Source organism: Paenimyroides ceti (assembly GCF_030409925.1).
Window position 1 is genome coordinate 1 of the sequence record NZ_JAUFQU010000025.1, and the last position, 13068, is coordinate 13068.

Below are 13068 nucleotides of genomic sequence, written 5' to 3' on the forward strand. Positions count from 1 at the left end.
TTTACCGTTTTCCTTCTTTGAGACGGGTTGGTGATCAATAAAAACCGAACTTTTATTTTTAAAGCATCATTAAAGATCTTTTCAGAAATGATCTCTATGTTTAAATATTGTTTTATAGAGGATGTTTTTTTTGTTGAGCAGTTCAGTTCAAACAAAAAGTTACGGTTACCAATAAAGATCTTTCTAAAATAGAACTTAACCTATTTTATCAGGTTTGTACAGATGTTTGTATCAGTCAGGATAAATTTTTTGAATTCAATCTAAAAGATCTTACCACTAAAGAAGTAAAAGCTTTTGAAGAAGCTGCGGCTGATACCAAAACAGATTCTAAAGGAAGTACACCAGCCGGAAATCCTGCTTCTAAACAAGAGCAAAAAGGCTTGTGGACTATCTTTTTTATATCTTTTCTGTCAGGATTTGCAGCCTTGCTCACGCCTTGTGTGTTTCCGATGATTCCGATGACTGTAAGCTTTTTTACGAAACAAAGTAAATCAAGAGCTAAAGGAATTAAAAATGCTGTGATTTATGGACTTTCCATCATCATTATCTATGTCGTTTTAGGAACCATAGTTACCAAAATTTTCGGTGCTGATTCTTTGAACGCATTATCAACCAATGTTTGGTTCAATGTAATCTTCTTTGTACTACTTGTTGTATTTGCTTCTTCGTTCTTAGGAGCTTTTGAAATCATGTTGCCAAATTCATGGGCAAATAAAGTAGATCGTCAGGCAGACAGAGGTGGTCTTATCGGTATCTTTTTTATGGCTTTAGCCTTAGCGGTAGTTTCTTTCTCCTGTACAGGACCAATTGTAGGAACATTGCTTGTTGAAGCGGCTGCAAAAGGTGGTATCGCTCCGATTATCGGAATGTTCGGATTCTCATTGGCATTGGCGTTGCCATTTATGTTATTTGCAATGTTTCCGGGTTGGTTAAATTCTATGCCGCGTTCGGGTGGATGGATGAACACTGTAAAAGTATCTTTAGGATTTCTGGAACTGGCTTTGGCATTTAAATTCTTATCCAATGCAGATTTGGTATTACAGACACATTATCTGGAACGTGAAATATTCCTTGCGATCTGGATTACAATTTTCGGAACCTGGGCATTGTATTTATTAGGTAAGATACGATTACCACATGATTCTGTTATGGAAAAATTATCTGTAGGACGTTTGTATATGGCTCTATTTGTTACGGTATTTACTATCTATCTTGTACCTGGATTATGGGGAGCACCTTTAAAGATTATTTCAGGATTTCCCCCACCGATGACCTATTCTGAAAGTCCGTATGGAGTAGGAAACTCTCAGGGAGAGGAGCTGTAATAAGTGAAATTCCTGACGGAGCAAAAGAAGGTCCTCATAGTATTGTAGCATTTGTAGACTATGAAAAAGGAATGAAATATGCGAAGGAAAACAACAAACCTGTTTTACTTGATTTTACCGGATTTGCCTGTGTAAATTGTAGAAAAATGGAAGATTATGTATGGTCTAAGCCAGAAGTATTATCGAAATTACAGAATGATGTAGTGCTGATCTCATTATATGTAGACGATAAAAAAGAATTGCCTGAAAATGAACAATATATATCACCGACTACCGGACAAAAAATAAAAACCATAGGAAATAAATGGAGTGATTTTCAGATTGAAAAATATCAGGCAAATGCACAGCCTTACTATATTATTTTAGATAATGAAGGAAATAATCTAAATAATCCTGTAGGGTATACTCCTGATGCTCAGGAATATCTCAACTGGATGCAAGAAGGAATAAATAAATATAAAAACTAATTTGATATGAAAAAAATCTTATTAATAGCGGCATTTGCTTTTACTGTAATGAGTGCAGGTGCTCAGGTAACTGCCCCGCAAGCAAGTCCGAAATCAGAGATAGAACAAGTTATCGGACTCACCAAAGTAGAAGTGGATTATGCACGTCCTGCCAAAAAAGGAAGATTAGTATTCGGAGATTTGGTTCCTTACGGAAAAGTATGGAGAACCGGAGCAAATGAGAATACTATTGTGAGTTTCAGCGATGATATCATAATTGACGGCCAGAAATTACCAAAAGGAGAATATGCTTTATATACATTGCCAAAAGCAGATGCATGGGAAGTGATGTTTTATAATGAGACTAAAAATTGGGGATTACCTGCTGCATGGGATGATTCCAAAGTTGTTTTGAGAACAAAAGTAACTCCGGTAACTTTAGCTAAAGATGTCGAATACTTTACTATTGATGTTAACCCAATAGATGCAAATAACGGAGAGTTATTAATAAAATGGGAAAAAACAGCAGTTCCGTTGAAATTTGGTGTTCCTACACATGAAAAAGCAATGAACAGCATTAAAACATCTCTTACAGAAAATGCCAAAGCATCTGATTATTATGCAGCAGGTCAATATATATTCCAATCAGACGGTGATATGAAGCAAGCGTTGGAATACATCAATAAGAGTATCAGTATGCAACCGGAAGCACCTTTTTATATGCTACGTCAGAAATCATTAGTACAGGCAAAATTAGGAGATAAAAAAGGCGCTATAGAAACAGCAAAACTTTCTCTTAAAGCTGCTGAGCAGGCAAAAAATGATGACTATATCAAAATGAATAAAGATTCCATTTTACAGTGGTCAAAATAACAGGAAAGCCAACCCGACAGGGTTGGTTTTTTTTATTAAAAGTATTGGAATAAAGCCTATTTATGAGCTAAATATATTTTTAAACCTACATAAATCTCGTTATATTTGCATCTTAACAACACAAAATTATTATGTTAACAGAATTGAATGCTATTTCTCCGGTTGATGGACGATATAGAAGTAAAACACATTCCCTCGCTCCTTACTTTTCTGAAGAAGCTTTAATCAAATATCGGGTTTTAGTTGAAATAGAATATTTTATAGCCCTTTGTGAATTTCCTCTACCACAATTACAGACAATAGATAAAAATGTATATTCAGAATTGAGAGATATTTATCAAAACTTTTCAACGGAAGATGCATTAAAAATTAAAGAAACAGAGAAAGTTACCAATCATGACGTAAAAGCCGTTGAATACTTTATCAAAGATGCTTTTGATGTTTTGGGACTTCAACCTTATAAAGAATTCATCCATTTCGGACTTACGTCTCAGGATATTAATAATACTGCGATACCTTTATCTACCAAAGAAGCATTTCCAATGTTTATATGCCGGTTTTTATCAATCTGGTAAACAAACTTAAAGAACTCAGCATTGAGTGGAAAGATGTTCCTATGTTGGCAAGAACACACGGACAACCAGCTTCACCAACCCGTTTAGGAAAGGAAATCCAGGTATTTGTTGTGCGTTTGGAAGAGCAATTACGTTTGTTAAACAACATTCCGTTTGCTGCTAAATTCGGAGGTGCAACAGGAAATTTTAATGCCCATAAAGTAGCGTATCCGAACAATGACTGGAAACAGTTTGGTGAAAACTTCGTAGAAGGAGTTTTAGGCATGAAACATTCATTTCCTACTACACAAATAGAACATTATGATCACTTTGCTGCCTTTTCGATGCCTTAAAAAGAATCAACACCATTATCATTGATTTAGACCGTGATATCTGGACGTATGTTTCTATGGAATATTTTAAGCAAAAGATCAAAGCAGGCGAGATTGGTTCTTCAGCAATGCCACATAAAGTAAATCCGATTGATTTTGAAAACTCAGAAGGTAATCTGGGAATCGCCAATGCTGTTTTTGAACATTTATCGGCAAAATTGCCTTTATCAAGATTGCAAAGAGATTTAACAGACAGTACCGTACTTAGAAATGTAGGAGTACCGTTTGGACACACTCTTATTGCTTTTGAAGCAACGTTGAAAGGATTGAATAAGCTGTTGCTGAATTCCTCTAAATTTGAAGAGGATTTAGAAAACAACTGGGCTGTAGTAGCAGAAGCCATTCAAACGATTTTAAGACGCGAAGGCTATCCGAATCCATACGAGGCATTAAAAGATCTTACGAGAACCAATACAACCATCAATAAGGAATCTATGCATACGTTTATTGAACAGCTCAAGGTATCAGATTCCGTTAAACAAGAACTCAAAAATATTACCCCAAGCAATTACTTGGGTATATAAATAAAAAAATCGCCTCAGGCGATTTTTTTTATAGGGTTGATTTACTTCTTTTTTCAGCCTTTATTCTACTATTTTTAACCCCTGTTTCGGAGCTTTTTTCGCATCAGTAGCAACGGTATCTTTTACTGAATTTTATTTTTTTCACATTTACTACAGATGGTTGTATTTTTCTGAAACTTAAATCATTATCTCTTTTCTTGTTATACTTCTGTATTTGATGTAAAAAACAACAATTTTGTGACATAAAACAACAAAACCATTCTTTTTTTGCAATTTATCTGTAAAATAGTTGGCAGATATGTTTTTTATGCTTATCATTGAGAAAAAAAATAACCTTATAATTAATTGTTTATGAGAATACTACATTATTTATCACTACTATGTGTTCTGATTTTGTTACAGTCTTGTCTTCAAGACGATCTGCGTACTCCGGTAGTGCGCGAAGCCACACAAGAAGATCCTTTAAACGCCCAAACCCTGATAATGGATCAGACAACTCTTGAAGAAAGATATGCAGGCAATACAAGTTTGGAACATTTGTTTGAAAAAGATTTTAAAAAAGCAGTATCTTCCCTTAGCGCGGCTAAAGGCGGAAGCAATCGAACGGCTACACTTGATCTGGAGCATATTCAAGTACTGGAAGCAGATAAAGTGCATGTGATTACGTATCGGGTACAGGTAACCGATGAAAAAGAACCCGAGTCAAAAGCCGTTTATAATCTGGTGTATTATTCCACCGACCGTAAGGAGTATTATGTAACCCTGTTGAAATATGATTTTTCAAGAATTTCAATAGAGCAGTATCTCAAAAAACCGACAGCTGAGGTTCTGTACCTGTATCCGTTGGAAGAAGACAGAGATACAGACAAAAATATTCAATATGCGATATCGTCAGTAAGTCCTATTTTCGTTTATGAAATAATACCACCCGGCGATTGTATGAAAGAAGTAAGCGTAGCAGGTACACCTTGTAAAGGCTCTGGAAATCCAAAACACGAATATGGAGACAACTCCTGTAGTATGACAGGTAACAAACGCGCCACACCGGGTTATACGTATATGGATTTTTCAGATTGTGGTAAGAATTCCGGTGGTGGTTCGGGAGGTGGAGGTGGTTATCCGGGTGGCGGAGGCGGAGGCGGTTCCACACCGGGCCGGGCAGTCCCGGCGGACCACCGGCTGCAGGAGGCGGTAACCCACCGATTTCGGTGGTAAAACCCATCAAAAACATCGGAGATCTGGTAAAATCAAAAATCCTTATCGGACAGGTAAATATGGGCTCCGGTAATACCAATGCAAAAGTATTAAAAGCCGTATCTTCATTTTAAAAGAAGACATACAAACGCTGTATGGCAGAATAAACGATACCAGAGAATCAGGTTTTGCCTATCAATTTGGTATTCAGAACGGAAATTATACCTATAATCCATTAGGAGGCAGGTTGGTTTTTACCAGTACAAATGGAAACAAAAAACAATTGGATGCCGGAAATGCTTCCTGGACTTTTTTCGGAGTCATACACCTTCATCCTTTAAATCTGGGGATTACTTCAACGGGAGTAGGAACACCATTGTTTTCAGCCGGAGATTTGGGGGCTATATTTAAATATGTCAACAAATCATCTGAACAGCCGAATCGTAAACCGTCAGAAGCCTTTATCGGAGTCGTCAATAAATATGGAATGTATATGATGATGCTGCCCAATAATGTGACTTCAGAGAATATTGCTACAGAATATAAGGGTTTTATAAAAGAAAAAGAAGTAGATTTCGTTACCAATAAACGATACGTCATAGATAAAAAAACAGAAAAATGGAGTAAACTCGAAAAAGAGTTAGAAAGAGAATATCTAATAGTAGAAAAAACAAATGATGCGGAAGATATCAAAAAGAAAAAATACGAAAGGGCGTTGTTATTGGTTTTAAAAAAATATGGCTTAAAGATGAATATTTATTTTTTAGAGGCGAATGAAGGCAGTTTTAACAGTAGTTGGCAACAGCTTACTTTAAACAATAATAGTCAGGTTCAATACACAACAATAAATTAAAAAAAGATGAAAACAATATTTTTTATAGTTACCTTATTGATAACCCAAGTAAGCATAGCACAGCAATTTACCGTTATGGATGTGCATAACTATTCCGGAATGAATTCGTATGGTGAAAATGGTTATTATTATAAAGATACTCAGGGATATTTTGATCAGTTTACAGGGGCAGATATCTGGCAATATACAGCAAATAACATCATCATACAGTTACGGTTTGTAAAAAAAACATTTATTGAAAAAACTATAGGTAATACTTATAAAGAAGATGCCTTAATCGGTGGCATGCGGATTATCGAAAACGGAGTAGAAGTGCTTAATACACTTAATACGCTGAATGAAAATAAGAATTCAAGTGTTAATTATTTTATTTATGACGGATATAGAGTTAGAAATACCATAGATTGTCTGGGGTGTACAATTCCGGATCAAAGACTGTATATGCATTATAAAGAGCCGGATAATGACAATAATCATCTGGCTTCTATGTATTTTTTAATGCACGTCTATAAAAACGGATCGTCCTCTATTCTTAGAGTAGTGTTTCCTGAAGATGCAGTCATAGGAGATCCCACACAATACGATCCTGAAGTAGAGAATGCGCCAACTAAAACCCAGGTAATTTTTCCATTTGGAAAATATGATTTTAAAAAAGTGAATTGAGAAATTAAAAAAACCTGATCGTGATGGATCAGGTTTTTTATCTTCATACGCTACAAAGGCTAAAAGATGAGTCAAAATGCAAATAGAATACCATGAAAAATACAAAACAGTTCATACATCTTATCATACTCTGTTGTATGTTACAGGCATACAGCCAGCAGTACCCTGTTTTGTCAACCACTAATCAGGCAAATACCATCACTGATGATAATTATATGGAAACAGGTAATTATGCCAAAGATGTAGGAAATATTCGGAATCAGGTGGTTGGCAGCTGGCGATATCAGACTCCGGATCTCCTATTGGAATTAAAAATTGAAAAAAGAGATAAAGAATTAGAAGGAGTCGGAACCGCAGGGTATTATTTTATGGATATTATTATTATGAAATACAAACTGGTTAAAAACGGATTGGTATTACATGATAACATAAATACAACTCTTCCTCAGAACAATACCGGTTACCATACCTATGGTATTGATTTTATATCATATGGCTTTTATTATGATACGTCCTATAAGTTTAAAGGTTTTATAAATGATTATTACCGTCAAGTTTTATGCAGTTATGAAATGCAGAAAACAAATTTAAATGGTCAGGAAAAGTTACTATTAAACATCAGCAATGGTAACTATCGCATATATGGAGATGCTTCAATGTACACGCCTTCTCAGAAACTTTTTAGTTTACCGTTAGGACCTATTCTTTTAGACAGAATACCTTAAATTTTATTTTGAAGTTGCCGGAAACAGATATAAAAACCTGATCGTGATGGATCAGGTTTTTTATCTTCATACGCTACAAAGGCTAAAAGATGAGTCAAAATGCAAATAGAATACCATGAAAAATACAAAACAGTTCATACATCTTATCATACTCTGTTGTATGTTACAGGCATACAGCCAGCAGTATCCTGTTTTTGTCTGTTACAAATCAGATTTTATCAACTACGGATAAAAATTATGGGGTTAAAACAGGTAATTATGCCAAAGATATAGGAAATATTCGGAATCAGGTGGTCGGCAACTGGCGATATCAGACTCCGGATCTCCTATTGGAATTAAAAATTGAAAAAAGAGATAAAGAATTTAGTGGTATTAGCGCTACTCAATATAGATTTAAAGACATTATTATTATAAAATACAAACTGGTTAAAAACGGAGTAGTATTGCATGATAATTTAAATTCAATTATTCCTCAGAATAATACCGGTTATCATAACTACGATCTTAATTTTGTTTCTTATGGTTTTTATTATGATGCGACCTATACCTTTAAAGGTTTTATAAATGATTATTACCGTCAGGTATTATGCAATTATGAAATGCAGAAAACAAATTTAAATGGTCAGGAAAAGTTATTGTTAAACATCAGCAATGGTAACTATCGGATATATGGAGATGCTTCAATGTACACACCTTCTCAGAAACTTTTTAGTTTACCGTTAGGACCTATTCTTTTAGACAGAGTACCTTAAATTTTATTTAGAAGTTGCCGGGAAGATATATAAAAAAACCTGATCGTGATGTATCAGTTTTTTTATCTTCATACGCTACAAAGGCTAAAAAAAAAAAAAAAAGAATTTAATGACATTATCGTTACTCCATATAAAATGGTATATTTTTATACTACCTGACATATTTTTAAATATTATTTTTTCTATTATACTTTACAGTATCAATTCTAATTAGATATAAAAAACCTTATTTTGTATTGTTTATCTTTGTATTATGAATGTTGAAGAATTAAAAGAATATTTGGATTTTAAATCCGATCAGTATAATAATCCCAATTTTATAGACAGTGATCCCATTCAGATTCCGCACCGTTTTTCTATTAAGGAAGATATCGAAATCAGTGGTTTTTTAGCAGCAACTATTGCCTGGGGAAACAGAAAAATGATTATTAACAGTGCTACGCGTATGATGGATCTTATGGGAAACAGTCCGTATGACTTTGTCATGAGTGCTACAGATCACCATATTGCCTGTATTGATAAAATGGTGCACCGTACTTTTAATACAGATGATTTCCGTTTTTTTATAAAATCTCTAAAAAATATTTATACAGCTCATAACGGACTTGAAAGTATTTTTTCAAATACAGTACCCGGAGAGATGCAACAACGTATTTCAGCTTTTAAAAAGGTATTTTTTGAAATCGATCATCAGCAACGTACTACCAAACATATATCTGATCCGCTTAAAGGATCATCCTCAAAAAGAATCAATATGTTTTTGAGGTGGATGTGCAGAAAAGATCAGAAAGGAGTGGACTTCGGCATCTGGAAAAATATAGCTCCGGCAGAATTATCCTGTCCTTTGGATGTACATTCCGGAAATGTAGCCCGTACATTGGGAATTTTAAAACGGACACAAAACGATCAAAAAGCATTACAGGAGTTAGACACTTCTTTGCGAGGATTTGATTCTGCGGATCCAGTAAAATATGACTTTGCTTTGTTTGGCCTCGGAGTATTTGAAGGTATTAAATAAAACACAACAAACAACCGATAAACTTGATCAGAAATTAAAGTATAAAAAATGAAGTTATTAATGATGAATATCGCATCATTAATAACCTCATTTTTATATTGACAGACAGATCTTTTTATTTATCACTTTATCTGATAGTATTTTCTAACACTGCTCTAAACCACAATTATTGTCAGCTATTTCTATCTGGACAGTTGGGTGGTGGATATTATGTTGTTTCATTAATGTGACGATTTGATGATGGAGCATTTGCTGAGCGTCCATATTTTTCTTGTCTATTACGACGTGTAATGTACCTACGTTATAGTTGCCATCAAGACTCCAGATATGTACATCATGAATTTTGATAATATCGTTTAAAGCAGTAAGTTCTTTTTCTAACTTACCGATATCTACATTCTCAGGAACAGATTGCAACATTATCTTTGCTATTCCTAAAAGGTTTTTACCTGCATTATATCCGATATAGGCTGCGATACCTATTGTAAGAACTCCGTCAATCCAGCTCCAACCTGTAAAGTAGATCAGAATAGCTCCTATCAAAACAGCAATCCAGCCCAATACATCTTCCAATAGATGCAGCATGATGGAACGGCTGTTATGATTACGGTTATTGTTATGGTTGTGGGAATGTTCATTTGGCGTATTATTACTTTTTTTAATTTTCAAAAAAGCGAATCCCATTTACCATAACTCCCAATATGGCGAGCCCCAGCATACCCAAGCTATTTACCTCTTTCGGTTCAAGAAACGATTTGTAAGCACTGATGACCATACCTGTGACACCGATCAATAAAAAGACAGATAATCCTAAAGCTGATAACATTGAAAAACGTTTATAACCATAAGAAAAAGAAGACGTGCGTTTTTTATTGGAAAATTTTTCAAGCAAAATAGCAATTCCAATGGCAATAGCATCCATTGAGTCGTGAAAAGCATCTGCAATGATAGCGGTAGAATTTGTAAGCAGACCACCTATGAGTTCAATAATCGAAAACAGTACATTCATCCAAAATGCTAAGGACAATGCTGTGTTTTTCTTGCCGACCTCTTCATGCAAATGATCAACTGAAGTATTGGTATCGGGGTTGCTGTTTTCAGAATGGTTGTGATTCTGTGTCATTTTTTATAAAATAAATTACTATTCTCAACATTCACATGAGAATAAAAATATCCTCATGTGTTATTACAGACTGTAGGCATAACCCAGCATTATTGTTGCTGCTCCGGATTTATTTTTCCCGTTTGCTGTACCCTTTTGTATGTTGATAAGACCATAGTTAGCACCACCTTCAATAAAAATAGCATTGCGTTTCATTTTAAATGTAAGACCTATATTACCTGAAAGTCCAAAATTAAAGGAACGGATGCGATCTTCGATGTTTTGCGTATTATCAAAAGGCAAAGTTAGAATTCCGGCAGATGGATTAGTAGGGTTGGCAGGAACAGGCTTGGTTTTATCTTCATCAAAATATACCTGGCTGTTACCACTCGTTACTTGTTTTGCACTTAACAGTAAACCTGCAAACGGACCTGCGCCTGCATAAATTCTCCATTTTTTTTGCGCTCCTAAGTCCCAGCCAAATTTAGCTAATATCGGAACCATCAAATAATTGAGTTTAGCTTTACTGTCAAGATCTGCATACAAATAACGAGGTCCCTGTGCACCAAGTAAAGGTGCAATCTGTTTTGGAACCGGAATAGCCTGAAAGCCATTTTTTTGACCTCCTTGTTGCGAATATTCTACCATTGCCTGTAAGGAGAAAAGTTTACTGGTCTGAACTTCTACAAAAACACCAAATCCTGCGCCAACACGCGAGCTGTATCCTTTGTTTAACGGATTAACTTCAGATCCGCTGCCTGCACTAAGATTAGGAATGGCAAGCCCTCCGCGGGCTCCTATGCTCCATGGTTGAGCTGTTGTTTTATGTGCATATAGTAAAACTATTGCTACTGCTATTGAAAATATAATTTTTTTCATTTTTTTATTTTTTAAGTTGTTATTTTACCTTTGTTTATACAGTATTGTTTTGTTGATTGATCTTGAACCCTTTGAATAGCGTTATTTTTTGAGATAATATTTAAATAGGTGAATGGGACATGTTTCTAAAACTACCATAGTAAAGTTTATATAACAAAATCAATTTTAATGTACCCACATTATGTATATCCCTGATTTCTCAATATTTTACTGTTATTAAACATTACAAATTTCCACCATATTGTAAGCTAACGTATTGCAATTTTCCTGATTTAATTTGTAATATTCACAGCTCATTGATAGCAATTCAGTTATCAAAAGCCAATCTTGATCATTGCAATGAGGAGAGTATGGATGTTGATATAATAAAGCCTTAGATAGTATGAGCTCTTATAAGGTTTTAAAATAAAAAAAACACCCAAATAACTTTTAAAATATAATGTTATTTGAGTGTAATATTTAATATTGGTTTATTCTAATTAAAAAACTAATATCCATGAAGCTAAATGTTGTCCGTATCTAAAACAGATACCTGACGTCCCATTTTCTTCTGAATGATTTTAAAGTGGTGCTCATCTTCTGTAGTAATAAGGGAAATTGCTTTTCCTTTTTCATGAGCACGCCCTGTACGCCCGATACGGTGTACATAATCTTGTGGAGATCGGGGCAATTCATAATTAATAACATAAGGAAGATGGTCAATATGTATTCCGCGGCCAATAAGATCGGTAGCGACCAATACATCTGCTTCTCCTGATTTAAAGTCTTCCAGGTTAACCCTACGGGCACCCTGAGATTTATTTCCGTGGACAGCCAAAGCATTGATACCATTTTTCCTGAGTTTTTCAATGAGATTTTCTGCTGTTCGTGTTGACGATACAAATATTAAGACGGGAGAAATATGTTCGTGTTTGATAAGATAGCGCAGGAAAGGTCCTTTTTTTTCTGCATTGACACGATATGCCAATTGCTCAATAGATTCCAGATCTGTAACTTCTTCCTTTACTTCAATTACTTCAGGATTAATATTCAGAGTCGTTTTGATATGTTCTACTTTCTCATTTAAGGTGGCTGAGAATAGAATGGTCTGCTTTTTTTCAGGAACCATTTTTAAAATACGGTTCATTTCATCTTCAAATCCTAATTGAAACATTTTGTCGCCTCATCTATCACCAGATATTCTATCTCCTTAATGGATAATGCATTTTGATCGATTAAATCAAGCAAACGTCCCGGAGTAGCGATTACTATTTCGGTTCCGTACATTTTTTTCATTTGAGGATTAATAGAGGTTCCTCCGTAAACAGCCATTGATTGAACCGGACGTCTGAGTGCTGGCTGTAAATCTTCATAACTATTTTCGATTTGCACCGCAAGTTCACGTGTAGGTACCAAAACCAGAACTTTAATATTACGGCTTTTTTCATAGCTTTGGTGCTGAATGTTTTGAAGTAATGGGGCCACAAAGCAAAGTGTTTTTCCCGATCCTGTTTTTGCAATTCCCATCACATCTTTTCCTTTCAGAATAAGAGGAATGGTTTGCGTTTGTATTTCAAAAGGTTTTAATAAACCTAAGTTGTTAATAGTTTTGCAAATATGTGACGATAAGCCTAATGATTGAAATGACATAGATTGATTTAAAAGGCAAAGATAGGCATTGTTATGGAATAATTTGCTTTGACTAATGAAGGAATCATTTGAATATATAAGATTGTAAATTGATAAAGCTCATTTATTTTTTAATAAATTAGCATTTGTATGGAGAAGT

Annotated in this window: 11 protein-coding genes and 3 pseudogenes; 9 read left to right on the top strand and 5 right to left on the bottom strand. The window is 34.8% G+C overall.

What is annotated here, in order from left to right; all coding sequences use genetic code 11:
- Nucleotides 1–197: 197 nt before the first annotated feature.
- The 9 genes and pseudogenes from QW060_RS19665 to QW060_RS19705 form a co-directional block, all read left to right on the top strand.
- Nucleotides 198–1792 (top strand): annotated as a pseudogene (locus QW060_RS19665) (protein-disulfide reductase DsbD family protein); the annotation flags it as partial.
- 6 nt (nucleotides 1793–1798) lie between these two features.
- Entirely contained in the window at nucleotides 1799–2644 is an 846-nt protein-coding gene (locus tag QW060_RS19670; protein WP_290363416.1) for a DUF2911 domain-containing protein, read from the top strand.
- A gap of 131 nt (nucleotides 2645–2775) precedes the next feature.
- Nucleotides 2776–4114, top strand: a pseudogene (gene purB / locus QW060_RS19675) (adenylosuccinate lyase).
- A gap of 351 nt (nucleotides 4115–4465) precedes the next feature.
- Complete coding sequence (locus tag QW060_RS19680) at nucleotides 4466–5329, top strand: hypothetical protein (RefSeq protein WP_290364985.1); 864 nt, start codon at nucleotides 4466–4468, stop codon at nucleotides 5327–5329.
- Between the two features lie 226 nt (nucleotides 5330–5555).
- Nucleotides 5556–6161: a hypothetical protein gene (locus QW060_RS19685; RefSeq protein ID WP_290364986.1), complete on the top strand. Its 606-nt coding sequence runs from the start codon at nucleotides 5556–5558 to the stop codon at nucleotides 6159–6161.
- Between the two features lie 6 nt (nucleotides 6162–6167).
- Nucleotides 6168–6824, top strand: a complete 657-nt coding sequence (locus QW060_RS19690) for a DUF6705 family protein (protein WP_290363413.1) — start codon at nucleotides 6168–6170, stop codon at nucleotides 6822–6824.
- Nucleotides 6825–6916: 92 nt separating this feature from the next.
- Nucleotides 6917–7549 carry a DUF6705 family protein gene (locus QW060_RS19695; RefSeq protein WP_290363412.1) on the top strand — a complete coding sequence of 211 codons (633 nt, stop codon included), beginning with the start codon at nucleotides 6917–6919 and terminating at the stop codon, nucleotides 7547–7549.
- Between the two features lie 194 nt (nucleotides 7550–7743).
- The gene (locus tag QW060_RS19700) at nucleotides 7744–8301 is read left to right on the top strand and encodes a DUF6705 family protein (protein ID WP_290364987.1); all 558 of its coding nucleotides are present in this window, start codon (nucleotides 7744–7746) and stop codon (nucleotides 8299–8301) included.
- Between the two features lie 253 nt (nucleotides 8302–8554).
- On the top strand, nucleotides 8555–9319 hold the full coding sequence (locus QW060_RS19705) for a TIGR02757 family protein (protein ID WP_290363410.1): 765 nt from the start codon (nucleotides 8555–8557) through the stop codon (nucleotides 9317–9319).
- A gap of 144 nt (nucleotides 9320–9463) precedes the next feature.
- Here QW060_RS19705 and QW060_RS19710 read toward each other — a convergent pair whose 3' ends face one another.
- From QW060_RS19710 to QW060_RS28115, 5 genes and pseudogenes are all read right to left on the bottom strand, one after another.
- Complete coding sequence (locus tag QW060_RS19710; protein WP_290364988.1) at nucleotides 9464–9988, bottom strand: cation diffusion facilitator family transporter; 525 nt, start codon at nucleotides 9986–9988, stop codon at nucleotides 9464–9466.
- Complete coding sequence (locus tag QW060_RS19715) at nucleotides 9978–10442, bottom strand: cation diffusion facilitator family transporter (protein ID WP_290364989.1); 465 nt, start codon at nucleotides 10440–10442, stop codon at nucleotides 9978–9980. Before QW060_RS19715 ends, QW060_RS19710 begins: the two co-directional genes overlap by 11 nt.
- 63 nt (nucleotides 10443–10505) lie before the next feature.
- Nucleotides 10506–11300 (bottom strand): porin family protein, encoded by a 795-nt coding sequence (locus QW060_RS19720; RefSeq protein WP_290363408.1) that lies wholly within the window; start codon nucleotides 11298–11300, stop codon nucleotides 10506–10508.
- Between the two features lie 502 nt (nucleotides 11301–11802).
- Complete coding sequence (locus QW060_RS28110) at nucleotides 11803–12426, bottom strand: helicase-related protein (RefSeq protein ID WP_397386108.1); 624 nt, start codon at nucleotides 12424–12426, stop codon at nucleotides 11803–11805.
- Nucleotides 12406–12929 (bottom strand): annotated as a pseudogene (locus tag QW060_RS28115) (DEAD/DEAH box helicase); the annotation flags it as partial. The pseudogene QW060_RS28115 and the gene QW060_RS28110, both read right to left, overlap by 21 nt.
- Between the last annotated feature and the right edge of the window lie 139 nt (nucleotides 12930–13068).

What these genes read in the sequence shown, in the direction of transcription:
- QW060_RS19680 (WP_290364985.1), top strand. Translation starts at nt 4,466, where the DNA reads ATGAGAATACTACATTATTTATCACTACTATGTGTTCTGATTTTGTTA.
- QW060_RS28110 (WP_397386108.1), bottom strand. Translation starts at nt 12,426, where the DNA reads ATGAACCGTATTTTAAAAATGGTTCCTGAAAAAAAGCAGACCATTCTA.
- QW060_RS19690 (WP_290363413.1), top strand. Translation starts at nt 6,168, where the DNA reads ATGAAAACAATATTTTTTATAGTTACCTTATTGATAACCCAAGTAAGC.
- QW060_RS19720 (WP_290363408.1), bottom strand. Translation starts at nt 11,300, where the DNA reads ATGAAAAAAATTATATTTTCAATAGCAGTAGCAATAGTTTTACTATAT.
- QW060_RS19715 (WP_290364989.1), bottom strand. Translation starts at nt 10,442, where the DNA reads ATGACACAGAATCACAACCATTCTGAAAACAGCAACCCCGATACCAAT.
- QW060_RS19695 (WP_290363412.1), top strand. Translation starts at nt 6,917, where the DNA reads ATGAAAAATACAAAACAGTTCATACATCTTATCATACTCTGTTGTATG.
- QW060_RS19705 (WP_290363410.1), top strand. Translation starts at nt 8,555, where the DNA reads ATGAATGTTGAAGAATTAAAAGAATATTTGGATTTTAAATCCGATCAG.
- QW060_RS19670 (WP_290363416.1), top strand. Translation starts at nt 1,799, where the DNA reads ATGAAAAAAATCTTATTAATAGCGGCATTTGCTTTTACTGTAATGAGT.